Annotated in this window: 21 protein-coding genes; 2 read left to right on the plus strand and 19 right to left on the minus strand. The window is 31.6% G+C overall.

The window, feature by feature from the left end:
- Nucleotides 1-2: 2 nt before the first annotated feature.
- The 8 genes from ABWU82_RS00740 to ABWU82_RS00775 all read right to left on the minus strand — a co-directional run bounded on the left by ABWU82_RS00740 (nt 3) and on the right by ABWU82_RS00775 (nt 5,970).
- Nucleotides 3-692, minus strand: a complete 690-nt coding sequence (locus tag ABWU82_RS00740) for a hypothetical protein (RefSeq protein ID WP_353289601.1) — start codon at nt 690-692, stop codon at nt 3-5.
- Nucleotides 693-889: 197 nt separating this feature from the next.
- Nucleotides 890-1,237: a 50S ribosomal protein L20 gene (rplT, locus tag ABWU82_RS00745; protein WP_353289602.1), complete on the minus strand. Its 348-nt coding sequence runs from the start codon at nt 1,235-1,237 to the stop codon at nt 890-892.
- Nucleotides 1,238-1,283: 46 nt separating this feature from the next.
- On the minus strand, nt 1,284-1,475 hold the full coding sequence (gene rpmI, locus ABWU82_RS00750; RefSeq protein WP_353289603.1) for a 50S ribosomal protein L35: 192 nt from the start codon (nt 1,473-1,475) through the stop codon (nt 1,284-1,286).
- Between the two features lie 32 nt (nt 1,476-1,507).
- Nucleotides 1,508-2,083 carry a translation initiation factor IF-3 gene (infC, locus tag ABWU82_RS00755; protein ID WP_353289604.1) on the minus strand — a complete coding sequence of 192 codons (576 nt, stop codon included), beginning with the start codon at nt 2,081-2,083 and terminating at the stop codon, nt 1,508-1,510.
- Nucleotides 2,084-2,305: 222 nt separating this feature from the next.
- A complete protein-coding gene (locus ABWU82_RS00760) occupies nt 2,306-3,151 on the minus strand; it encodes a phosphate acyltransferase (protein WP_353289605.1) in 846 nt (281 codons plus the stop codon).
- Nucleotides 3,144-4,940, minus strand: a complete 1,797-nt coding sequence (uvrC, locus tag ABWU82_RS00765; RefSeq protein ID WP_353289606.1) for an excinuclease ABC subunit UvrC — start codon at nt 4,938-4,940, stop codon at nt 3,144-3,146. Before uvrC ends, ABWU82_RS00760 begins: the two co-directional genes overlap by 8 nt.
- A complete protein-coding gene (locus ABWU82_RS00770; protein WP_353289607.1) occupies nt 4,941-5,615 on the minus strand; it encodes a hypothetical protein in 675 nt (224 codons plus the stop codon).
- A gap of 43 nt (nt 5,616-5,658) precedes the next feature.
- Complete coding sequence (locus tag ABWU82_RS00775; protein ID WP_353289608.1) at nt 5,659-5,970, minus strand: hypothetical protein; 312 nt, start codon at nt 5,968-5,970, stop codon at nt 5,659-5,661.
- A gap of 201 nt (nt 5,971-6,171) precedes the next feature.
- Between ABWU82_RS00775 and ABWU82_RS00780 the strand changes: the two genes are divergently transcribed.
- Nucleotides 6,172-6,711 (plus strand): nucleoside 2-deoxyribosyltransferase, encoded by a 540-nt coding sequence (locus ABWU82_RS00780; protein ID WP_353289609.1) that lies wholly within the window; start codon nt 6,172-6,174, stop codon nt 6,709-6,711.
- Between the two features lie 82 nt (nt 6,712-6,793).
- Here ABWU82_RS00780 and ABWU82_RS00785 read toward each other — a convergent pair whose 3' ends face one another.
- The 6 genes from ABWU82_RS00785 to ABWU82_RS00810 form a co-directional block, all read right to left on the minus strand.
- Entirely contained in the window at nt 6,794-7,792 is a 999-nt protein-coding gene (locus tag ABWU82_RS00785) for an MSC_0882 family membrane protein (protein WP_353289610.1), read from the minus strand.
- A gap of 205 nt (nt 7,793-7,997) precedes the next feature.
- Entirely contained in the window at nt 7,998-8,243 is a 246-nt protein-coding gene (locus ABWU82_RS00790) for a hypothetical protein (protein WP_353289611.1), read from the minus strand.
- 582 nt (nt 8,244-8,825) lie between these two features.
- Complete coding sequence (locus ABWU82_RS00795; RefSeq protein WP_353289612.1) at nt 8,826-9,572, minus strand: hypothetical protein; 747 nt, start codon at nt 9,570-9,572, stop codon at nt 8,826-8,828.
- Nucleotides 9,572-10,015, minus strand: a complete 444-nt coding sequence (gene ruvX, locus ABWU82_RS00800; protein WP_353289613.1) for a Holliday junction resolvase RuvX — start codon at nt 10,013-10,015, stop codon at nt 9,572-9,574. Before ruvX ends, ABWU82_RS00795 begins: the two co-directional genes overlap by 1 nt.
- A complete protein-coding gene (gene alaS, locus ABWU82_RS00805; protein ID WP_353289614.1) occupies nt 10,008-12,722 on the minus strand; it encodes an alanine--tRNA ligase in 2,715 nt (904 codons plus the stop codon). Before alaS ends, ruvX begins: the two co-directional genes overlap by 8 nt.
- Nucleotides 12,723-12,759: 37 nt before the next feature.
- Nucleotides 12,760-13,020: a hypothetical protein gene (locus ABWU82_RS00810; protein ID WP_353289615.1), complete on the minus strand. Its 261-nt coding sequence runs from the start codon at nt 13,018-13,020 to the stop codon at nt 12,760-12,762.
- A 93-nt stretch (nt 13,021-13,113) separates the two neighbouring features.
- Here ABWU82_RS00810 and rpsT point away from each other — a divergent pair, with 93 nt between their 5' ends.
- Complete coding sequence (rpsT, locus tag ABWU82_RS00815; RefSeq protein ID WP_353289616.1) at nt 13,114-13,368, plus strand: 30S ribosomal protein S20; 255 nt, start codon at nt 13,114-13,116, stop codon at nt 13,366-13,368.
- 136 nt (nt 13,369-13,504) lie between these two features.
- Here rpsT and ABWU82_RS00820 read toward each other — a convergent pair whose 3' ends face one another.
- The 5 genes from ABWU82_RS00820 to ABWU82_RS00840 all read right to left on the minus strand — a co-directional run bounded on the left by ABWU82_RS00820 (nt 13,505) and on the right by ABWU82_RS00840 (nt 25,271).
- A complete protein-coding gene (locus ABWU82_RS00820; protein ID WP_353289617.1) occupies nt 13,505-14,908 on the minus strand; it encodes an alanine--tRNA ligase-related protein in 1,404 nt (467 codons plus the stop codon).
- Nucleotides 14,909-15,033: 125 nt separating this feature from the next.
- Entirely contained in the window at nt 15,034-16,530 is a 1,497-nt protein-coding gene (locus ABWU82_RS00825; RefSeq protein ID WP_353289618.1) for a nicotinamide mononucleotide transporter family protein, read from the minus strand.
- Between the two features lie 125 nt (nt 16,531-16,655).
- On the minus strand, nt 16,656-20,930 hold the full coding sequence (locus ABWU82_RS00830; RefSeq protein ID WP_353289619.1) for a hypothetical protein: 4,275 nt from the start codon (nt 20,928-20,930) through the stop codon (nt 16,656-16,658).
- Between the two features lie 404 nt (nt 20,931-21,334).
- Nucleotides 21,335-23,191 carry a hypothetical protein gene (locus ABWU82_RS00835; protein WP_353289620.1) on the minus strand — a complete coding sequence of 619 codons (1,857 nt, stop codon included), beginning with the start codon at nt 23,189-23,191 and terminating at the stop codon, nt 21,335-21,337.
- A gap of 238 nt (nt 23,192-23,429) precedes the next feature.
- On the minus strand, nt 23,430-25,271 hold the full coding sequence (locus tag ABWU82_RS00840) for a type 1 periplasmic-binding domain-containing protein (RefSeq protein WP_353289621.1): 1,842 nt from the start codon (nt 25,269-25,271) through the stop codon (nt 23,430-23,432).
- Between the last annotated feature and the right edge of the window lie 268 nt (nt 25,272-25,539).

Consider the following 25,539-nt stretch of genomic DNA (forward strand, 5'->3'; position numbering starts at 1 on the left):
GTTTATTCCGTTTTCTTGATTTTATCCTTTGAACTAGTATCCAATCTATTAGTAGTATCTGCTTCTAATTGATCTTTATGTTCAAGGACATATTTTTCTACTTCTTTTTCGTCAACAATCGCAAGATTGTTCATTTGGTGTCTTTCTTTTCAAATAAACACCACCATTACAACAGAAGCAATTAAGTTCATAAATGTAAAGATAATGTCAAATCAAATACCAATAGTAATTTCAGTGACTTTTGGGTCATGAACTGTATCAACCCCAGGGATATTGGTACCGGCTTTATCAGCTCCGTTTAAACCATCAAAGAGATGCGCATACGCTGTGTAATCTTTAATAATATAGTGGAACGCGATTGGTAAACCGATCCAATAACACAATAACATTCAAACTAAAATATAAAATCTCCATGTTTTATAGAACTCTTTACCAAATTCATTAAAAACATTAATTAGTAAAATTGTTTGAATAATAATATTCAAGATTAATAAAGGAATTAATCCGCCTAAAATGATGTACTTTGAGTGATCATGTTGTGGTAATAAATATGAGGGAATTGATAAGAATCAAAACGCAATCGCTAACCCTAAATAAGTTCAAGCGAACGCCATATCATTGCCAAAGAACGAATGGTTCACTGCCGTACTAACTTTTTGTTTAAAATTTGTTTTCGTGATATTTAACTCCATATTTAATTCTTTAATTTGAAATTGGCATGTGCAAATAACATCTGCAACATTTATTTACCTAATAAAATAACAACTCAAGCTTTACTATATGTAATAGCTTGAGCCATTAGTTTATTCTATTTTACAAAATAATCAGTTAAATAACGATAATAAAAGACTTAGACGTGTGTCCAAGTCTTTTTTATAAATTGAATAAATTATTTAGCCATTACTTGGTCAACTAAAGCATTGAATGATTCGATGTTGTTGATAGCTAATTCAGCTAACATTTTACGGTTTACTTCGATATTATTCACTGCTAATTGGTGCATAAATGCACTGTATGTGTAACCTTTTGCTCTTACAGCAGCGTTAATACGTGCAATTCATAATCTTCTGAAGTCACGTTTTTTGTTTCTACGGTCACGGTAAGCATATTCACCAGCACGAATAACTGTTTGTTTTGCAATTCTGTATGAAGTATGTCTTGTACCTCATGAACCTTCAGCTTGTCTTAAGACAGCTTTGTGGTGTCTACGTGTAACTTTTCCACCTTTAACTCTCATGATTGATCTCCTTTAAATATATTTGTGTGTACTTAATTTATAACAACTATAAGCAGTTGCTGTAACGTTGTCTATCAGATGCTGTTAAGATAGAGTCTTTTCTTAAATGACGTTTAGCTTTTGTAGAACGACCTTGTGCTAAGTGTGAACGGTATGCGTGTTTTCTCTTTAATTCACCACTTTTTGTTTCACTAAATCTTTTAGCAGCAGCACGTTTAGTTTTTTGTTTGATTTTCATAAACGAGTTTTCTCCTTTAAGATAATATGCTCTTATTTATTAGGTTCAATAATTGTTTCGTATCTAGAATATGAAACTTTTTTATTTGCTTGTTGGACTTTACCATTGTTGTCTAACATTGCAATAAATTTATCATATATTTCTTGAACTAATTCAACTTTAGTTGACATTCTACCTCTAGCTTCAATGATAAATTTTACCTTGTCGCCAGCTTGTAATCATTTCTTTGAGTTTTCAGCTTTAACGTTTAAATCGTGGTCACCAATTAAAGGTTTCACTTTAACTTCTTTAACTTTGACAACTTGTTGATTTTTTCTGTTTTCTTTTTGTTTTTTCTTTTGCTCAAATTTAAATTTACTGTAGTCTAAAATCTTAGCAATAACTTTATCTTTTTGAGCAGCGATAACTACTAAATCTAGGTCTTTATCTCTTGCAATTTGTAATGCATCTTTACGAGGTAAAATTCCTAGTTGTTCACCGTTTTCGTCAATCACAAGTAATTCACGATATTTAATTTTATCGTTAATTAAAACTGTATCTTTACGTGGTTGATTTTGATTATTTGTTGGTGCTGTAGATTGTCTTGAATTATTTGTTTGAGGATTCATATTTCTCCTAATTAATAGATTATTGTGTGTACAAAGAAAATTACTACCTAATTGCTTTTGAGATAGCAAAAAAGTAGTAAATTACAGATGGCTTTGGATATATACGATTATTAAAGCTCTATAACCTGATACCACATTGAAGGGCGTCCAGGTGAGTGTAAAACTACTTTCTTTATACTCCGATAATTATAACGTATTTTTGTTATAAAAACCATGAATTTCTTATTTCGATAACATTTTCTGCATTAAAGACAAGGTTTCGAAAATTTCTGAACTAGTGGCTGACCGGCTTAAATCACACACTAAATGACTAGGACCCAATACGAACGGACCGTAAAATTCTTGATACGCTAGTTGGTTTGCTACTTTATAAGCAATGTTACCAGAGTTTAAATCTGGAAATACTAACACGTTAGGAGTCAAAGTATTTGTTGATCCAACTTTTTTTGCTCACACCTGAGTATTAATTACTGCATCAAATTGTAATGGTCCAAAACTAGCAATAGCGTTGTTAGTTTTTTGAAATTCTGTTAAGGCATCTTTCACTAGTTGTACTGGTGCACCACCAGCAGAGTTTAAAGTTGCATAACTTAAAAATGCTACGCTAGGTTCATTATTGCTCAAACCTTGATAAAAGTGCACCGCGTTAGTAGCAATAGCATTTAACTGTTGAGCATTAGGCTGAATATTAAAAGCGCAATCGGTTCAAATTTGTAACTGTTCGTTATGATACGTTACAAAACAAGAGGAAAGATAATTTTCTTGACTAAAAAAGAGAATGGTGTACAAAAAGACCATTTTAGAAGTATATTCATGACCTATCAAAAGCCCTGAATACAAACCTAAATTTAAAGCAACAAATGCTTGAAAGATTAAATTATCTTTATCGATATTTAACTGCGTTTTTGCAATCAATTCTTTTTGGGTGTCACTAAAATTGTTTACAGTAGTTTCGTATCAACCGACAGGTAATTCTATTTTGTTAGTCGCTAGAATCTGGTGTGTTTGAGCTAATTCTAAAGCTTCTTGAATTTCTTTTGACTGTTCAGGTACTAAAATTTTATGCATGGTTGTCCTTTTCAAAGTTTAATTTTTGTTTAATTAATTCTGCTAGTTTTAAAGGGATGATTTGTGCCAATTCGTGCAATTCCGCTTTTTCGATATCACTCATAGTAGGATAATGTTCTAACAACTTTTTGCGTCTCACTGGACCTAAACCGGGGATGTCATCAAAAAAGGTTTTAAATGCGTTCCGAATATGTTCTTTTCTAAAAAAAGAAATAGCGTAATTATGCACTTCTTCTTGCATGTTTAAAAGCATGAAATAAAACGGTGATTTTTTATCTAATTTAATTTCTTCGCCATTTCTTAAAACAATTGCGTCCGTTTTATGCTGGTTATCTTTCTTTAAACCAATAATATTTAAAGTAGTGTCTAAATTTAATTTAGTTAAACTTTCTAACGCTGCGTGAATTTGCATAATACCACCGTCTACAATAATTAAATCTGGCATTTCTCCGCCGGTTCTTAATAAATTACTGTATCTGCGGTAAATTACTTGTTTCATAAAGTGATAATCACTATCGTTATCATCAGATATTAAACGGTATTTTCGATATAATCGTTTGTTAGCTTGACCATCAATAAACACTACCATGCCACTAACCGGATCTTGTAAATTAATATTGGAGTTGTCAAACAACTCAATGTGCCGAGCTGACGGAATGTTGACTAATTCAGCTAGTTTTTCTGCCGCTAGAATTGTTCGTTCTTCTTTTTTCTTAGTAATTAAGAAATGATTTTTTAAATAATCTTGAGCATTTAGTAAAGCCATTTTTAACACTTCTGCATCGCTAGTTTGGTTAGGAGATTCAAATTTAGTGTTATAAATTTCTGATAGATTCATTAAGTCTTCATTATCTAAAGAAACTACCACTTTGGGTGGTACCACGTTGTTAGAGTAATATTGGTTTAAAAAAATACAAACTTCTTCTTCTAACTCAGAATAAATTTGGTGAATAGAGTTGTGTTTAGTTAATAGCTTACCATCAATGTAGCTGAAAATATTAATACTTAAATAATCTTCATTTTTATAGTAAGCTACATAATCAGTATGTTTATTACTAGCTAACTGAACAATTTGACTCTTAGACAATTTCGTTAACGCTTCGCCTAATTCTTTATAGCGGTTCGCTTCTTCAAAATCTAAGCGCAGCACGGACTTTTCTTCCCGTTCACGCATAATAGCTACTAAACTGTCTGATTTGCCGTTAAATAAGTCATCAATATATTTTTTTCACTCTTTGTATAAAGCTTGTATATTTACAGACTCATCATCTAAATTATTTTTTAATTTATAAACTTCTGTATACAAAGAAGACTGGTTGTATAATGGACCTTGTTTTTTAAAAGGACTGATTTCGTTTAACATTTTATACAATTCGTAGCGGTTAAAAGAAGCGTCAGCTAATGGACCATAATATTTTCCTTTAATGGTGCCGTAATGTCTTGTATATAGAATCCGCGGATGTTCTTCATCGGTAATCAAAATATAAGGATATTCTGAAGAATCTTTTAATAAGATATTGTATTTGGGTCAGTACTTTTTAATTAAGTTATTTTCTAATACTAACGACTCGTTGTTATTGTTGACCACAATGTAGTCTAAGTCAGCAATTTCATTAACCAACTTAGAAGTTTTGTAATTTACATTTTTATCAAAATACTGGTGGGTTCTGTTAAATAAATTTTTGGCCTTACCCACATAAATAACTTTACCAGCTTGGTTTTTTCATAAATAACAACCTGGCTTTTTAGGGATTAAAGCCATTTTTTCTTTTAAATATGCGTTTTTCATTTACAGTTTTAACCTAATTAATTTTCCAATTCTTTCTAAAGAAACGTACATTGTGTGCATCTCACTACTAATTACGACTAAATTTAAATTATTAGCTCGAATTAATAACATATTGTTATGGAGTTTCACTTCATCTAATTGTTTGTAATAAATTGAAATGTAGTCGTTACCTTTATCAATAATTAAACGTTGGTTCGTGAAATAAATCCCTGACTTTTTAGTCAAATTTACATACTTAGTTTCAATTTTTTGGTACAAAAATTCGATATCGTACCGGTACCATACTTCTTCTTTATCGTTTACTTGAAAATCAACAATCAAGTTTTTAATGTTTCTGTTTTTAGCAAAGACAACAGCTTTGTAATGTTCAATGTATTGTTGCTCACGAGTGGTTAGTTCAGCATCTAACCCTAAGATGGATAGGAGTTCTTGTAAGGTATTTACGAAATGGTTATTATAAAAAGCGTTCTTTTTAATCCACTGTCTTAAAACATAAAAACGATAAGCGAGATATTCTCGTTCGAACCGAGGATGAAATCACTTATACGTTTTTTTGTAAGTTCAGTTTTCTAACGTCGATAAGTTCAGCACTTTGGCGATTTCGTCATAAAAGTGTTGGTTATCTGGCGTCACAATTCCATCTCTAAAAAATAAAGTTCTGTTTTTTAAGTCCATACTCTTTATTTTAACAAGAAGGAGAGTTAATCAGAATTAACAATTAGTAACTACGTTTAATTGTTTTTGCTTTTTTAGCTTCGTCAAATAACATGTGTTTTACTTTGTCAAAAGCGTTCATAACGTCATTGTCTTCAGCGTTTAAGACAATAGTTTTATATCTTGGCAATTCAAGAATTGCTCTAACAGCAAATGTTGTTTGTCCGTCTTTCTTAATTTCTAATTTTACATTCATGTAATCGAATTCAAACTTTGATAAAGTGGCAACCACTTTTTCGTGCATTTCGTTTTCTAATGCAACTGATCTATCAATAGTTCATGCGAATTCTACTTTAATGTTAGCTGTGTTTTCCATAGAAAAATACCTCACTAATAATGAATTTAAAAATCATTTTCCTTCTGTTTATATTATAACGCAAAAACTTGCTCATTAGCACTTCATGGTATAAAGTGACAATTATCTTTCGTACAAATTTTCCTGAATAATTTTTTAATAATTTTCAATAAAATAATTATCTGAAAACATACTTTTTTTCCAAAAATAATGGAGACTTTTATGAAATCAAATAAATTATATGTGGCCGGAAGTTTATTTAAAGAAGCAGACATTAACCAAAGAATTTTAGAAGAAAAAACGGTCAGAGAACAAGCACCTGACTGAACCGTTTATAACCCTATTACTGCAGACATTAATGACAAATCTAAATTACCTACAGCTAAAGATATCTTATGAGGTGATTTTAACCAAATTAAGGATGCAAACTTGATGATGTGTGCTTTAGATGATAATGATATCGGTCAGGCCGTAGAAATTGGGATAGCCTTTGGCATGAATTTTATGAGACAAGAATTAGAACAATTAATTCGTAGTGGTAACGTTTCTACCGAAAGTTTACAAAACTTGTTGAACCAATATCCTAAGAAAACTATTTATGCGCACCATAGCGATATTAGATTATCGACTGGGCACCAATACCAAGGTAATCATTTACCTTACGGGATTAACCAATTCTTAATTGGTTGTGTTGAAGAACTAGGTAACATTTATCCTTCATATTTATTAGCCATTCAAGCAATGCTGGACGAAAATAAATAATTTTCATCTCATTAAAACCAATGAGAGCAAGAAAAATCTCTGTAATCACAAATAGATTACAGAGATTCTTTTTTTTATTTCATTATTTCTTTTTTCTTAAAATTAAGTAAATTGCTAATAAGACTAATGCAAACACAATAGCTAACACACAGAAAATAATTAAATTTCTCTTGTTGGTGTCTTTTTTTAGTAAACGGATTTCTTCCATTGCTAAAATGGGCACATTGTAACTTAATTCAATTTTATTTACTCTTAAGTAGTTAAAGATTTGAGCAAACACTTGGTAAACTAAAGTTACCCCAGCGATACTGCACACAATCACCACTGTCAAGAAATTCATATTACCGTAACGCGCTGGTACTTGGGCACTTTTGGCTAGTTCTTCTCAGTTTAAGGTACCAAATTGGGGAGCTAAATGACCACCTAAGTATCAAATGCCCACAAAGTAATCAATTAAGAAGACCAATAAAATCACAAAGGCTCCTGTTAGATAAATATACGCCGCAAATCAATTGATATTAATAAACGACAAGATTAATCTTTTATACAGTTTTTGGACAATAATCGACACTTTATTAGCGTCAAACGTTTGTTTAGCACGGTGAACTTCTCGGCTAAAAATCGAGATCCGTACGATATAAAAACACCACAAAAAGACACATGGAATGCCAACAATACCGATTGGCGCATAATATGTGGTATGGAACCAAGTGGCCGCTTGTTCTCTTTGAATCATGTAGAAAGTGATTGCTAAAGCAATACACGCAAAAATCAAGAATGTAGTTAGAACAATTTTAGTTTGTAAAATCACTAATTCTGATTTGAAAAAACCAGGTAATTTATTTGGTTTATCGTGTTGGGTTTGTTCAATGGCGTTAGCCAGTTTTTGTCTTTGTTTGTACTCAGACATCTGGTACTTTTTTTCCATTTCATCCTTATCAAAAGTGGCTTTAATGGTTTGTGCCATAATTTCATAAGGATTGTTCATTTCTGCACCTTCTTCTGATGCAAGCATGGCTTGAGTCTCAGATGGAGAGTCATATTCTAATTCTTCTTCAGTATCGACTGTATTATCAAGCATAATTAACCTTTAAATTGACGTAAGAAAATTGTAAATACAATTTCAATCTCTATTAATAATATACAAAATTATTTATCGTAATTTCGAAAATCCTTGGATTCACTAAAAAATAATGTCAGTTTTAAAGGAGTAATTTTTGTAGACTGATTAGTTTTTGATCAAACAAAAAAAGAAAAGAGCCAAATGCGCTCCTTTCTTTAATAAATTAAATTTTTCTTACGTTTTCTAAACGTAAAGTAATAACTTTTTCTTCTGTAGTAAATGAAGAACTTTTCATTAAACAATTTAAAGCGTCTAAGTAAGTTAAAATATCTACAGTTACACCTTTACGGTGCGTTTCTTTGTCGAAACAGAATGAACTAACGAAATTGTTTGAGTTTAAAGTTCTGTAAGCTTTTTTGACTAATTCTTCATCATTAAAGAAGAATTGTACCATCATATCGTTTTTCATAAATCGGGCCCTTTTAATTGATTAAAGTATTCCTCTTTAATGATAATACAAACTCTAATATTTTAACAGTCTGGAAGTAGAAAATTCTACTTCTTTTAATAATAAAAAATCTAAAGAGGAAGCAATGAAACCTCTTTAGATTTTCTTTATATTTGGTCTACACTACATTGTTATTGCGAATAAACACTACCAACGAATCCAATATAATATTTATTCTAGTGTACGTTAAGGATATTCTGCGTAGTTATAAGTTAGTTTATTTATAAGTACAAGTATTAATGATTATTATTGTGAGGCACTTAGGAAAGGTATTACTCACTTGCTGCTAAACGATGATTAATTAGATATATTTTGTAAAAACTAATCTTATCTTGCGACAGAATACGATTGGTTTGATAGAGTAATAATTACTAGTAATTCTTGTTCTCGTAACAAACAATTAGAAAGTAATTACGTCTATCAACTATGTGATAAATGACTGTTCATTACTTTCCTCCTTCTACTTTAATTATTACACATTTTTAAAAAATTACACAAAAAATATAGAAAAAAAATATCACCCGTGAAGGTGATATTTTTAAACTAAGCGTTAACCGGTTCTTTATCTCTAGTTCTGTTAAATAAAACTCTTAACAAGAACATGAACATATCAATAACAATACCTAAACCAATTGAGATAACTACCCCAAAGAAGACATAACCAGCGGTTGTGTAGTTTTTGAAGTTAGCTTCTAAAGTGTTAGTGTTTAGAATTGTTGATTTTACTTGTTCAGCATTTTTATCTGCCCCGTTAGCAAGTAAAATGTTCATTTTTTTCGAAACTAAACTAAAACTGTGTTGGACTGCTCCGTTATCTTTATATTCCATAGTTAAGTAATTAGGTTGCGCTAATAAACCAACCACTACTACAAAAATAATAGCTAAATGAATTGGAATAAAGGCTCTAATTACTTTGTTTTTCTTACCAATAGTATATTTAGCTTTAGAGATTGAGATCGATAAGATTAAAGACATTACGACCGAAAAAGCTCATAATACTACGACTGCAATCCCGGCAGCAGATAAACTAGTTGGTTTTGAAGTGATGGCTTCGTTATCCACAAATTGTCAATAACCAAACGCTACCCCTTTTGCTAATTCTACGGTTTTTAACCCGTGCTCAGTCATGCTATTTACTGTTAAATCAGTAACAGTTTGCACGTAATTTGGTAGGAGCAAAATAATGGCTCCCAAAATAAAAGTAACGAGACAAATTAGATAAGTGATAATTAAGAAAATTCTCGAGAATAGCGCTGCTACAATAGATGATTTTTTAGCTAATTTTGACATTAGTTAAAATGTTGGTATTTATTGGCAGTAATGTAGTCGGTTAGGATTACCACAGCGCTCATTTTATCTTTCACTTTTTTTCTTTGTGAATTTTTGACGTTATATTCTTTTAAATAGTTAGTCGCAATTCTGGTTGTGAATCTTTCGTCATATAATTGAACGCTTAATTCAGGGAACCTTTTAATTAATAATTCTTTAAAGTCTAATACTAAATAGCTTCTTGGGTTCATTGAACCGTCGTAAGCGTTTGTTGGATAACCTAAAACAATTGTGTCTACCTTGTTTTGGTATTCTTCTAATCAATATTGAATTCTGTCTAGTAAGGCTGGGAAGTTGCCTTCATCATAGTGGAAGTTTTCTAAACCAGTAGCAATGATGCACATTTCATCACTGATCGCAATTCCACAAGTTTTAGTACCTAAGTCTAATCCTAGTTTACGCATGTTTAAATCCTTGAGTTTCTAAGTATTCTAATACATTCGGTAATTGGTGAACTTCGTTTCCGCCACCACGAACGAAGGCTGGTTTTCCACCACCTTTACCAACAACTAATGTGTTTAATTCTTTACCGAAAGTATTTAAATTAATACCTTGTTCTTTAGCTGTTTTTTCGTTCATTGCCATCATGTATTGTAGTTTTGAACCACTTACAATCAAGTAACCGTAAATATTGTTTGGTTGTTCGTTTTTCAATTCATCTAAAGCGTTAGTTAATGAACTGTTATCGAAGTTTTCATCTTCTTTAATTACTAAGATTTTTCTTGTTGCTTCGATTGCATTGAATCTTGCTTTTAACACTTGGACTTCAGCTTTAGTTTTTTCTACAAATAACTTATTCTTTAATTCAGCCACTTGGTCTTTGAATTCGTTGAATAATGTTACATAATGTCTTACCTTTGCTGATTCTAATTTTACTAATAATTCTTGGGCTAATGCTTCTAATTCAACAGTTGAGTAACCATTTGCTTTAAATTCATTAATGAATTTTTCAATTTCGCTCTTAATTAGGTTAGTTTGTTCGGCAACAAAGTTTTCTACGTTACTTAAACTTGCCATACCTTCTAATCTTCAAGAACCTGAACCTTTAGCGTAGTAGTTCACAATTTTGAAAGTTTGGATATCACCAGTATTCTTCACGTGAGTACCACCACAAAGTTCCATTGATTTGTCACCCATTTTGATAACTCTCAATAAACCTTTAATTTTCTTGTATACTTCACCAAAGTAAGCTGTAGCACCTGATTTTTCAGCTTCATCTAAAGTCATATTTAATACTTCAACTGGAATTTGTGCTTGAATAACTGCGTTTACTCAGTCTTCTACCGCTTGTAATTGTTCTTCAATTAATTTTTGGTGGTGTTGGAAGTCGAAAGTAACTTTATCAGGAGATTTAAATGCCCCTTCTTGTTTAATGTTCTTATCAATGTTGTTTTTTAATGATGATTGTACTAAGTGTTCTACTGAGTGGTGACGTGTTACTCTAATTCTGTCGTCTGCATTAATTGCTAATTTTACAGTTTCACCCACAGTTAAATCAGCTTCTTTCACAGCATGGATGTGTTGGAAGTTAGGTGCTTTAATTACGTCAAAGACAAAGTATTTGTCGTTAATTAAACCTGTATCGTGAATTTGTCCACCAGAAGTTGCGTAGAATGGTGTTTTGTCAAAGACAGCATAACCATCACCAAATAAGTGGTCTACTTCGTTAAATTCTTCGTCAAATAATTTCACCACTTTGGCATTCATTTCGAATGTATCGTATAAGAATTCAGATGGAACATCTAAAGCTAATAAAGCAGTGTTTTGTTGTTCCATTGCTTTTTTATCTTTGTTAGCGTTAGAAATTAATTGGTGTTCTTTGAACTTCTTTTCGAAAGCTTCTAAGTCAACTGCAATGTTCTTTTCGCTAGCGATTTCTTTAATTAATTCAATTGGAAAACCGTATGTTGTTACTAATTGGAAGACGATTTCGTTATCCACAGCGTTATCAGTAATTGATTCTTCAAATAGTTTTAAACCTTGGTCTAAAGTCTTTTTGAATAAGTTAGCTTCTTTTTTAATAACTGTAATGATCTTGTTTTGTTCTTCTAATAAGTATGAGTAGTATGGTTGCATTACTTGAATTACGCTGTTTACAGCTTCTTCTAATCATGCATCGTTTGTAATACCTAAGTTGTTAGCAAAGACTAAGGCTCTTCTGATTAATCTTCTTAAAACGTAACCACGGTCTTTGTTTGATGGAATAGCACCATCAGCAATAGCAAAAGTTGAAGCTCTTAAGTGGTCAGAAATTACTCTATAAGCAAAGTTGTTTTTTGTAAATTCTGGGTCTTTTGTGAAGTAAGCTTCAGTACTGTATTTTCTGTCAGTAAATTTTTCAATCGTTTTAATAATTGGTTGGAATAAGTCAGTATCAAAGTTAGTTGGTACTTCTTGAGAAATACTTGCAATTCTTTCTAAACCAGCACCAGTATCGATGTTTTTACGAGCTAATTCTTGGTAGTTGTTGTTACCATCATTGTTGAATTGACTGAATACGATGTTTCAAATTTCCACGTATCTGTCGTTTTCAATATCTTCTAAGATTAATTTTTCACCTAAGTGTTCTGGATCGTAAATTTCACCACGGTCGTAGTGAATTTCTGTACATGGTCCGCAAGGTCCGTTACCTACATCTCAGAAGTTACGGTCTCTACCACATCTTAAAATTCTTTCGTTAGGAACACCTAATTCTAATCATTTGTTAATTGTGTCAGTGTCATCTTCAAAGACAGTGAATCATAATCTGTCTAATTCGATTTCTCACTTTTTCATTAATAATTCAAACGCAAATTCGATCGCTTCAAGTTTGAAGTAATCACCGATTGAGAAGTTACCTAACATTTCAAATAATGTATGGTGACGTGAAGTTACCCCAACGTTAAAGAAGTCGTTAGTTCTTAAAGCTTTTTGTGAGTTAACTAATCTATTTGCAGGTGGATTCTTTTTTCCACTAAAGTAATCTTTTAAAGTGGCTACCCCACTATTAATTCATAACAATGATGGGTCGTTGTGAGGGATTAAAGATACCGGTGCGACTCACTTGTGTTGTTTTGATTGAAAAAATTCAATTCATGATTGTCTAATTTCGTTTGAAGACATCTTTTTCATAAATTTGTTCTCCTTGTGCAATGTTTGTTTGCGTTTTTTACAATTTAAAATATTCAATTACCCGTAAGAGGATGGCATCGACATGACCTTCAATATCAGTTACATCGAGACGTTGCAATGCTTGTGTTAAAAAGTCAATTCACTCCTTGTGTAAATATTGGTACAGATCTTCGCAGGTTTGTCAAAAATCATTTTGTCTGACAAAATGCAAATGTAGATCCAACCAGAAATTATCAAACAGATTATCTAAAGCATTTGTTCACACGACTGGTGGTTTTTTTGCGCGTTCTGAGGTCATTTTCTTCCTATCGAGTATATATAATTTATAATTATAAAATAAATTAGTATAATTAAAAAGTTATAAAATTTTGTTTAAGGGGAGGTGAACTAAATGGCAAACATTAAATCAAACGAAAAAAGTATTCGTCAAGACGCAAGACGTAATGCAAACAACCACTCTCAATTAGCTAGCATGAGAACTATGGTGAAGAAAACTCGTAACAACCCAACTGCTGAAGGACAATTAAGCGCTGGATACAAATCAGTTGACACTGTTGCAAGAAAAGGTATCATCCACAAAAACAAAGCAAATCGTTTAAAATCACGTATGGCTAAAAAAGCTAACGCTGAAGCAAAAGCTGCATAATTAAATGATCTTGGTTATCATAAATTAATTAATTAATGATATTGGTTTAAGAAAAACTGGTTAACGATGTGGTTAACCAGTTTTTTATTGTCTAATTTTAGATTTTTCGTTATTTATTTCAAACGTCACTAATTTCTTAGTGTTGTGTGAAACCATTTTCTGATAATACAGTGATAATGTCGTTCAGTTTATCGGTTTGTGCTGAGCCACCGCTAACACAAGATGGTTTTCCTCCGCCGCGCCCAAAACAAACAGCGTTAATACTTTGGGCCAAAGTGTTTAAGTTAACACTGCGAGCTTTAGCCACATCTTGATTAGTACCAATAAAGTAACGCAATTTTACATCATTAACTAAAACAGCAAATTGTTCACCTGCAGTTTCGCGGCTTAAGTCATAAATTGCTGTAGTAATAGCACCATCTTCAATGAAATCACCGTGTAAAATAATTAATTTCTTATCCGCATTGATTGCTGTAAATTGTGCCTTTAAGAATTCAACATTTTTTTGAATTTGTTCTTTACGCAAGTTAGTTTTTACTTCGCTCACTTGTTTCTTTAATTGATTAAACAATTTTGTGTGATTTCAAAGTGGAGTATTTTCTCATGCTTTTCAGAATTCTTGACATAATTCATCAATAGCGTGTTCATTTAAGTGTGCTGCTTTAAATTCATTTTTTAAACTAATAATTTCATCTACATATTTTTGTTGTTCTTTTATTAAATAAGTTTGATAGTTTTCATTCCCAGTTAAAGCATCTATTCTTCAAATTTTAGAATTTTTGGCATAATATTCTGTGATCACAAAAGTTTCTAAATCAGCAGTATTATGTGCGTGAGTGCCACCACATAATTCTAAAGAGATATCACCTATTTTAATTACTCTTAGATTACCATCAATTTGTTCGTACACATTTTCGAAATCCGCCCCCGCACCAATCGCTTTAGCTTCGGCTAAGCTCATTTCTAAAGTTGTAATCGGAATGCGTTTTTGAATTTGTTCATTAATTCAATCAGTTAAATCTTTTAATTGCCCGTCAGTTAATTTTTCAGGATATTCAAATTCAAATGTAAACTTTTCTGGATATTTAAAAGCACTCACTTGTTTAAACGTTTTACCCAAGATGTTCATACAAGCCGCACCTAATAAGTGTTCAGCAGAGTGATGGTTAGATAATTTTTGACGTTGACTTTCATTTAATTCTGCTTTGACAAAGTCATTCACTGTTAAGTGAGCATTAATTACGTGGTGTATATGAGTGCCATTATTCGCTTTAATTACATCATCTACAATAATATCTTTATTAATAACACCGATATCATGTAATTGACCACCAGCAGTTGCATAGAATGGTGTTTTATCTAAAACAACATAACCATCGTCATTTAAATGAGTCACTGGTTGGTGATTGTCGTCTAATAATGCTAAAATTTTAGCTTCACAAGCAAAGGTATCATATAAAAATTGAGAATCTCCTGGTACATTTCACCCGTTTTCCAAAGTAGTAGATTTATCAAGTTGTTTTTCTAAACCATTTTCCATAATTTAACCTCAAATTTCAAACTCTATTTAAATTTTATAGTAATTTTTAAAGGCCAATTATCCAGCGAAAGCAAAACTACCTCTATTAGGACTAAGCTAAATCCAGAGGTAGTTTTTCAACTATTTTAATTATTTTTTAAAACTTTTTTATTTTTTAACGCTTGAATTTTCTCTTGAATAATTTTTTTATTCATTGTGTAATTTTCTTTGCTTGAGTCAATAAAGATGATTTCTTTACATGAACTTCTAGCGATTTCTAACCATTCATTATAAGAGTCATCAAAATACGCCTTGAAAAACTCTTGATATTCTGAGAGTTTCTTAAACTCTAATTTTCTTCTTTCGTGATCAACGACTGAAGTATTTTTTAAACCTTCTTCACGAAATTGTTGCACCACATCTCAAGATTTAGGTAGAAACACAAACAGAATATCTAATTTGGTTTTTGTAGCTAAAAATCTTTTAGCTTGTTGTTTTAATTTCTGCCATTTTAGTATTTCTGCTGGACTAAAGTTACCATTCCTTACATGAACTTCTGAATACAAGAACGAATCATGTAATGTTCGATTAAATAACACATTACCTAAATGCTGTTCTGCAGCTTCCGCAACTGCCATTTGGCCTATGAAAAATTGTTCTTGGCTCTCAAAAGCAGTAGCATCTCCTTTTAAATAATTCATATACTTATTGTCGTTTGTTTGGCTTTGAGAATCTTGGTCTAAGCCGTATTCTCTTTCATCTTTAATTAAAAAATCTTGTTCTTCGAATCAACTTCTCAAATCATTGATCATATAAGATTTTCCTGATGATCCCACCCCTGTGAAACCTATTCTAATTCCTTTCATCTTATACTCCTTAATACAAATATAGGTAGCTATAACTAAATAACAAATATTAATTCCAATTACCGAATAATTAAGCATGCCTACCCCGGCAAATAAAATAATCGATAATACGTTTTTAACTTGCCACACAATTCAAGTTTCTTTAAAACCCAAAATCATCATTAAAAAGGCTACGATTAAAGTAGCGTCAATAATCATTGCCAAAATCGTCCCAGCCAACTTATCTTTAAAAAAATAGTCAAACTGAGGATGAGGGTTGTGCACTGCTAAGTTTCAACGATATGTCATTAGTGGAAAACTAAAATAAAAGACAATCGTTAAAACGATAAATAAAGTTAGAAAGATTAGACTAATCTTTCAATTTAACCGATAAGTCTTAATTTTTTTGCCAACTTTTAATTTTCACCAAGACACAATGTAAGTGGGTGTGTAAATAATTACATAAATTAAAAATTCAGCAAATAAATTTAAACTATAACAGTATGCACCGTATAAAACGGCATTAAAAATTGCAAACAGAAACGCTCACTGGTTTCTCCTAAAAAATAAATATGTACCTAAGAATCCTGTAATAGCAGATACCGCTACTGCAATCCCTAGAACCTTTTGAACCGTGTTAACGTTTTCTTCTCAAATAAAACGTCCTTGGTTAATTGAAAATAAGCTTAAAATAGTCGTAGTTAGGGTTAATAATCAGATAACAATTCAGTCGAATTTATTCTCTTTTCACTCTTTTTGAAAAGATTGAGTTAGCTTATTCTCGCTATGTAGTCTCATTTTTTCATTAAATTAAACTCCTTATTTAAATTACTATTTATCGTAATATAAAATTTTTCTTTTAGCAATCCTTATTAATGAGTGATAAAAAAACACTTAGAGTTCGAACTCTAAGTGTCTTATTTTTATACAGCTAATTTCACTGTAATTGTATTAGTCATCGTGTAAGTTTGACCATTATCATAACTTACCGGAACTTCCATTGGGAATTTGACTTGAACTACATATCCACCAGGAATGCTGATCGGAATACTTTTATTAAACAAGCCTGAAACATCAATATTAATATCTACTTCTCTAGTTGGGTTGTATTGAATTAATAATGTTGGCTTGTATGCTTCGATTGCGTTTTGCAATCAAGGAGTTGATTGTTCGTTGATAATCAATGGTAGTAATTTTTCATCAATAACAGAACTATCTGTTGGAATATACTGACCATATAAGGCAGAAGACTTGTTGAATCCACGAAGAATAGTTTGAATTTCGTTATAGTTTGGTGATTTATTATCTGTAATTTTGTAAGCAATTACTTTGTAGTCCGCATTTTGAACTTTAGGAACATAATTATAAACGTTTTCTGTTTGGCCTGGCGTGTTAATTTGGTTTACTCAACCAGTCGCAAAGTTATATGTTGTATTAGCGTATGTATTCAACATTTGTTCTGGGGTAGTATGTAAAATTTGAACAATGTTGTTGTTTAAAGTTCAACCAATGTAAGGTCATCATTCGTTTGCATATTGTTGGTTTTTTCAAACATCAAAGAAATTTGCTAAGTTATTGGCCATTGGTAAGAAGAATTTTTGACCAGTTTGTAATAATTGCAATCTTAATTGCATATTAGCGTTTACTCATCAAGTAAACTTATTGAATTTAACAGTTGGGTTAACCACAACGTTTTCAGCTAGTTGTTCTTCTTGAACTGATTCGCCTTGGTATAAACCAAATTCAGCGCCTTTTAAAATTCTACCTAAAGTTAATGTTCACACTTCATCATTAGGACTAGAAACTGGTAAGTAGCCTAAAGCCATAGAGATAGCTGATGGTAAATTATATTTTTTCATCACAGCTTGAATAAATGCTTTAGTACCAAAATTATCTCCAGTTAAACCTAGTTTTAAAACTTTGTTAGCAATTACCATAATTTGACCTAAAGTATCGTTTTGAATCAAATCATAGATTGGTTGTAAATTAAAGGTTGCCGTTTTAATGATGTCAAATTGCATTTTATTTGTAAATGACACTTTGTGAGTTTGAGCGTCATAAGCAGTAACACTAACGGTCTTAGTGAATTTCACACATTGTTTAAAAAATTCTACAATTGTGCTTGGTTGTCCGTCGATAATCGGGTGAGCTAAAGTTTTGAACAATAATGGTAAATCATTCATATGTAGCTCAAACATTGCATTTACCGCAATTTCAATCAATGGTAAAGTTTTAGTTTCAAAAGCTTTTTGTTTTTCTGGAGAAATCGCTCCCAATAAAGCTACAACACTAGTTTTTAAGAAATTAACAACCGCATTAGCTTGATTTTGATTTTTGAAAATATCTAAAACTCTAAAGTCTTTTAAATCGGTTACGCCTTGCATTTTCTCTAGACCAGCAATTAAATTATTTACTGCATCTAAGAATTGGTAAGCTGTTGTATTAGAATATTGAGACTTAGCGGCTTGTAAAATTTGACCTAATAAAGGCTGTAATTGAGTACCTAAAATTTCACCCAATGATTCAGTTTGAATTTCGTTATACAATTGTTGGGCTAATTTTTTTAATTCTGGACCTTTAGCGAATGATTTAATAATGTTAACAAACTCGTTACCTAAATTTTCTTTAGTAGGAGCCGTTGGTTTATTAGCTTGAGTAACTGCTAGTTGAACAAATGAAGCTCCCATTAAACCTAATTTTTGTTTAATTGGGTTTAGTTTATCACCGATTAAACTGTTAATTTTGTTCATTAATTGTTCGTAGTATTCTGGGTTATTTATGATCATTGTTTTAAACTGTTTAAACACGGTCATAAAATTTTGTTCATTATTTTTAATGTAAGTCATCACCGGTTCTTTGCTGAAAATGCCACCAGCTAACTGACCCAATAATTCACTATGTGTAAATTGAGCTACTGAAGTTGCTACCGGAATTTGCAAATCATGGAAGAATTGATCTAATGTCACATCGTTACCTAAATCATTAAAAATGATTTGAACGTTATTAGCCATAATATTCACAAAGTTTCAAATCTTGTCGTCTTGTGTATTTAATTGATTTGTAATAACTTCTTTAGATAAAGATTGTAAATATTTGTTAAATTCAGGTTGCTCAGTGTAGTAATCATTTGCGTTTTGGTTTAAAACATCTGGTAGTTCCACCTTGATTAGTTTCGTATTCTTTGCAAACGGTAATATTGTTGTAGCTTTTTCTACTTCAGTATTTGTTACATCATTTTCAGCGTTAGTTGTTGCTTTATTATTTGGAGTTCCAGAAATTGAATACACATTCACATTAGTTAAGTCATAACCTAACATAGCGTTACCTAATGGTTGTCCGTTAGGATTAGTATTCGTTTGAGTCCCACCAATAATTTGACTATCATCAAAATAAATTTTCGGTGCTAACACACTGTTATTAAATTCGTAACACGCACCGAATACTTGACCTGGATTTACGTTTATGTAATCAGAGTTATTTAATAACGGTGCGTTCGGAGTAATAGTTAAAGTGGTATTACCTTGATTAAAATATTCAAAACCAATTTTTCCGCTAACAGTGGTTTGTCCTTCACTATTTTTAGCAAATGTTAAATTATTTACCATGAAAGTGTTATTAGGATTTAAGTTAGCTGAGTTAATACCTGTTGCGTAAACTAGCTGAATAAACTTTTGGTAAAAATTGTATGATAATTCGTTTTTAATAGAATGATCAATTGAAATTGAACCTAAGAATTGTTTAAAAATGTTAGCGAGCATTGGTGATTGTTCTGCTGTTTTTTTATCTACTAAGCCTTTAGTTCCTTTTAAGCCCAATTCGTTAACATTAGCATTAGTTAAAGTTTTATTAGTGATAAGAGCGACAGGTGCTGTAGCTACTTGCATGTTAGATAAATCATTAGTCGAATTACTTAACAAGCTACTTACTCAGTAATTAGGAATACTTTTGACAGTTGCTGTAGCTAAATTATTTAAAGTGATTGTAGTTTGCTTGTTGTACAAGTATCCTGGAGCTAAGTTAATAACCACATCAACAGTATCAGCTTCACCATATTTAGCTGCTTCGTGTGGTGTTACAGAAATTTTTTGAATTTGACCTTGAGCTAAACCGTAATTATTTAAAGCGGCTTCTAAAGTTTGTTGATTTTGTGCTTGTGTTGTAGTAATCGTTTGTACGTAACTAATAAAGTTACTTTTTTCAAAACTAACTTCAGCCGTTGTTAATGTAGTTGTAGCAATATTAGTTAAACGAATAACTTGACTGTTATTGTACAAATAACCAAAAGCTAATTGAACGGTTACATTAATAGATTGTTTTTGACCAACTTCATGAGCCACAGAAGTTACATTAATGTTTTGAACTGGCGCCATTTCATTAGTTAAACCGTATTTGTTTAACAAGACTTGTACTTCAGCCGGAGTATCCACATCAGCTAAACTTAATTTATTAACCGCTTTGCAGAAGTTGACTTGATCAAAATCAACCGTTTGACTAATGGTATTAGTTGTCACATAAACAACAATTTGTGTGCTATATTGACCGTTACCATGTAAAACACGGTAACCATTTTTTAATGGAACAGTAACCTTAATAGTTAAATTGCCATCAGTTTGAGCAGGTTGAGGAGTAATTTGAATTTGGTCTGGATCAAAAGATTGCGCGCTTAAACCGCCAGCTGTTACAAAATAATGAGCTAGTTTATTCGGAGTATTTAATAAATCATAAGCTAATGGACTAGTTGTATCGATAAATTTATCTTGGTTAAATGTCACATTAGTTCATTGTAATGTTTGAGTATTGTTTAAAACTAATTCAGCAGTGCCGTTACTAAACTTGTAGTCAGGGTTTAATCAAATGGTAATGTTTATACCATTACCTTGATTATTACTGTTAGTAATATTTAAATCTTGAATTAAAGCTAGTTTTTGGTCTAAAGTTAAGTTTTTATCTGTAATAGATAAGTTTTCTGCTACATTTTTTTGTAACTCAGCCTTATTACTTGGTTCTAATCAGTAATCGTTAGTGTGTTGAGCCACTAAACTGGTTACATTCGCTTGATTAAAATTGACAGGAGTCGCATTATTAGTTTCTGCTGTCGCTGAACAACTGGTTGCAGCAACAGACACTAAAGGAACTAAAGTAGCCACCGCTAAACTAGTACTCAAAATAATTTTCGCTTTTTTATTTAACTTCTTCATTATGATTCCTTAAATTGTAAATAGTTTATTTGAATTAAAAGGATGGAGATTCAATTAGGTTAATTTTCAAATAACTCTAAGCATTTTAAAACGATAATATATCTTATTTTATCATTATTAAAAATTACTATTATAGTATCTGAACAATAAGCATCGTTATGAATGATAGAAAAAAGTCGGAAAATTTACCAAAAACTCAGTTTTTCTAGATTTCTCTACTATATATAAGAAAAATAATATATTTTTTTACTAGAGAATTAATCATTATTTAGTTTATCAAACTATGATTAAACTAAGAAAATTCAACGATTTAGAATGCATCGTACACAAATATTACCATCAGATTTTTTCATCAAATATTTCATATAAAAAACATTCATCTAGCGAACTAGATGAATGGAGTTTTATCTACTAGATTTATCAGGATTAGGTAAATTAATTCCGAATTGTTTTCAGTAATCTACCAGTCCCATATAAGCTGATTCAGAAAAACCTTTATCTAATAAAGGAGCTAAAGGTGAAGCTAAAAATACTTTCATAATGGATTTATTTTTTTCATAAGCTTCTTTATTAAGAACACCTTTTAGAGTAAAACTATATCTTTGTCTAATTTCTAATTTATTAGTCATAAATCAGTGTTTTAGTGATTGCAAACGTTCAGAATTTATTGTTTTAGCGTTAGCAATATTATTTGCTAAGGCTACATCTTTTTGAAATCATTGGTCTAAGGATTGAAAATCTGGTTTAACTAATGGCTGTTTTAAGGTACCTCAAGCATTTAATGGCATCATCATTCTATATTTGTTGGGAATATCTGCATAAGAAAATGCTGATTCGTTATTAGCCGGTTGACCAGGTTCTCAGTCATTGTAAGCATAAAAGATTTTTTGATCAGGGTCATTTAATAATTTAAAGGTCGGTGTTTGTCCAATCGCTTTTAAATATTTTTGGTATAGTGGTGATCAATAATCGCTATATTCTGCACTAGCTGGTAAATTAGTTTCAGGATTATTATTAGGAATTGTAAAAATTTGTTGGATTTTTTCTGATGGAACTTTTGTTCCTGAAACTGTCATGTTGTATTTTAAAGCAGCAGGTAAGTTATTTAAATTATTATGGTGAGCTTGTTCAGCAATTTCCATCGCTCTAACAAAGTATTGATATCCGGCCGTACTTAAACCCACACAGTTGTTGTTAGTAGTTCCTAAAGAGTCGCAGCCTAAACCACCAATTGTCGAATTAATCTCTGGTTTGCTTTCACCTTTTTCGATGTTAGTTGCCATTAAAGCGGTAGCTACATTTAATTTTTTCATACTAGAAAATTGGATAATTCTATTAGTTCCACCAATTTTTTTCGTACCATTAACTAACTCGTAACCCGGTGTTGATAGTTCTAAGTTAGAGTTTGTATCTTCTTCAGCCGCACTATCCACTCCTAACACAACTGTTCTCTTATGGTTTTGTTTAATTAATCTAACCACTTGTTGTGTTTGCGAACTAGCTACTGGTAATAGTAAAGAAACATTTTTAGCTAGTAAATTGTTTACTAAAGTATCTGCTTGGGTTGGTCCAAAACCATTTGAAAAGTTAGTTACTTCAGTGTGACCCACAAATAATTGTTTAATCTTTTTATACGGTTTACCGTTTTTTGTTGATGCAAACGGTGCGATGTATTCATTAAAGTATCTAATACCTCTTTGTAATCCGCCCATATAACTTGTAACAGAAGAGAATGGTCCACCACCATAAGTAGCAAAGGTTAATTCATCTTGTGGTTGAGGTGCAAAGTAATATTGGTATTCATTTAAAAATTCACCAGCAGCAATACCAGTAACAAATGCTCCTAAATCCGTTCTAAATTGAATGGCAGCAACTTGACTGCTTCATAACGGCTGAGCCACATTTAAATTTAAATGATTACCGTTTCAGACGGGTATACCATAACTGTCATCTAATAAAATGAAGCCACTTTTACTTAAATATTTGTACATGGGCGCATTTTGTGTTTTTGTGATTGCTAATGCCTGGGTTAATGGCACCATATGTAAATAACCAGGTAAAACCATTAAACGTGTGTCGTTAACAGCAGCTGCAAAATACATTTGCATCAAATCAGTATTGCTATTTCCTACTGGAGAAGCAGCATATTCACGGTACGGATTACCCCGTACATTAGCAAAATATCCTCCCACTACAGCACCGGTGATACCAGCAATTGCGGTTAAAGCCAAAGGAGTCGCTCACATTCATTTTTTCATCATATTTATTGTTTGTTCTATCTTTCTTTTTCAGATGTTTGCGTTCTACATACAAAACAGGTGAGATTCGTTCATGAAAGGTAAATGAAACAATTCAAGAATTGTTATTTATGCTTAACTATAACCGTATTCACTGTATTAAAGTAGTTTAAAAGTTAAACTACATCAGAAGTTAATCTGTAGAGGATTACTTGCGATTGTGTTTAAATAGCTTGTTAACTTAAACACTTGAGAAATGATTTTATTTTTTTACATTAGGATTAGGTAAATTGATACCAAATAATTGTCAATATTCTAATAATCCCATATAGGCTGATTGTGAAAAACCTTTATCTAACAATGGATCTAAAGGTGAAGATAATAATACCTTGAATACAGATTTATTATTTTGATAGCTTTTTTTATTCATAGCATGAATAAGGTTAAAACTGTTTCTATATCTAATTTCTGTTTGGTTCTTGATGAACCATTGTTTTAAATTTTGTAGACGTTCATGATTCAAGTTTGCGTCAGAAGAATTAGTGGAATATTTTTGAAACCATGCTTCTAAAGTTGCAAATTCAGGTTTAGCCAAAGGATTAGTTATCGTGCCTCAAGCATCTAGAGGCATCATCATTTGGTGTTCATTAGGTAAATCAGCGTAAGAGAAAGAGAATTCGTTATTTGTTGCTTGACCTGGTTCTCAATCTTCAATTGCATAAAACACTTTTTGGTTAGCTTGATTTAAGGTTTTAAATGTTGGCGTAGCATTAATTACCTTTAAATACTTTTGGTATAAAGGAAGTCAATAAGTGTTGTATTCAGGATCAGAGGGAAGATTAGTTTTTGGATTATTGTTGGGCACAGCAAAAACCTTGTTAATTTCTGCTTGTGCGATGGTTTGACCAGTAACTGACATATTGAGTTTAGTGTCAGCGGGTAATGTATTTAAATTATTCTGGTGAGCTAATAGTGCAAGTTGAATTGCTCGTACAAAGTATTGGTATCCAGCAACGCTTAAACCCACACAATCGTTTTCAGGGGTTCCTAAAGAATTACAACCAAAACCACCAATTGTGGAATTTAATTTAGGTGCTACTACACCATCATAAATATTCTTAGCTAATAAAGCGGTAGCAACATCCAATTTTTTCATACTTGAAAATTGAATAATGCGATCAGTACCACCAATTTTAGTAGTTCCGTTAATTGCTTGATATCCGGGAGTAGACAAGGTTAAATTGGAATTAGTATCATCCTCATTAGCGCTATCAACACCTAAAACAATTGTTCTCTTATGGTTTTGTTTAATTAACCGAACCGCTCTTTGCGTTTGTCCGGCTGCAACCGGCATTAATAAAGAAACGTTTTTAGATAAGAAGTAATTAATTAAGGCATCACCTTGCGTTGGTCCGAAACCGTTAGAAAAATTAGCCACTTCTGTTTTACCTACAAATAATTCTTTAATTTTTTTATAGGGTTGACCAGAAAGAGTTTTTGCAAAGGGAACAATGTATTCGTTGAAATATCTGATTCCTCTTTGCAAACCGCCCATATAACCAGTTACTGAAGAAAAGGGTCCACCACCGTAAGTTGCAAACGTTAGTTCATCTTGTGGTCGAGGTGCAAAGTAATATTGGTATTCATTTAAAAATTCGCCAGCAGCGATTCCAGTAATAAAAGAACCTAAATCTGTTCGAAATTTCATTGCTGCCACTTGAGTACTTCAAAGTGGTTGAGCTGTATTACGGTCTAATTGTGTTTTATTTCAAATAGGCATTCCATAAGTATCGTCTAATAAAATAAATCCACTTTTTGTTAAGTATTTATGCATAGGAGCATTTTGTTGTGCAGTCACTGCTAAAGCTTGAGTTAAAGGCTTAGTGTGTAAATAGCCAGGTAAAACCATAAGCTTAGTATCGTTAACTGCTGAAGCAAAATACATTTGCATTAAATCAATGTTACTATGACCCGCTGGAGCGCTCGCATAATCGCGATACGGATTCCCACGAACGTTTGCAAAATAACCACCCACTACTCCTGCAGTTAATCCACCGACTGCAGCCACCATTAGTGGGGTTACTCACATTCATTTTTTAATCATATTTTCCTAAAAAATTAATTTATATATTCAAAGAATTATCTTGTACATACAAGACGCGTTATTTGTTCTACGTAGCGTTTATATTCTACATAAAAACAGACATAGTCAAAAAAGAATTTATGGTTTTTTAGCAAGAATTTTTTTTCGTCAAAATGTCAAGAGTAAAACGCAAAAAAATGAAAAATTTTTTTCTAATTAAGAAGTAATTATTTTAAATAATTACTTAGGGAATGCATTCATATTTTCTAAAATAAATCAATTAAAATTC

Source organism: Ureaplasma ceti (assembly GCF_040369755.1).
Classification (GTDB): Bacteria; Bacillota_I; Bacilli_A; order Mycoplasmatales; family Mycoplasmoidaceae; genus Ureaplasma; species Ureaplasma ceti.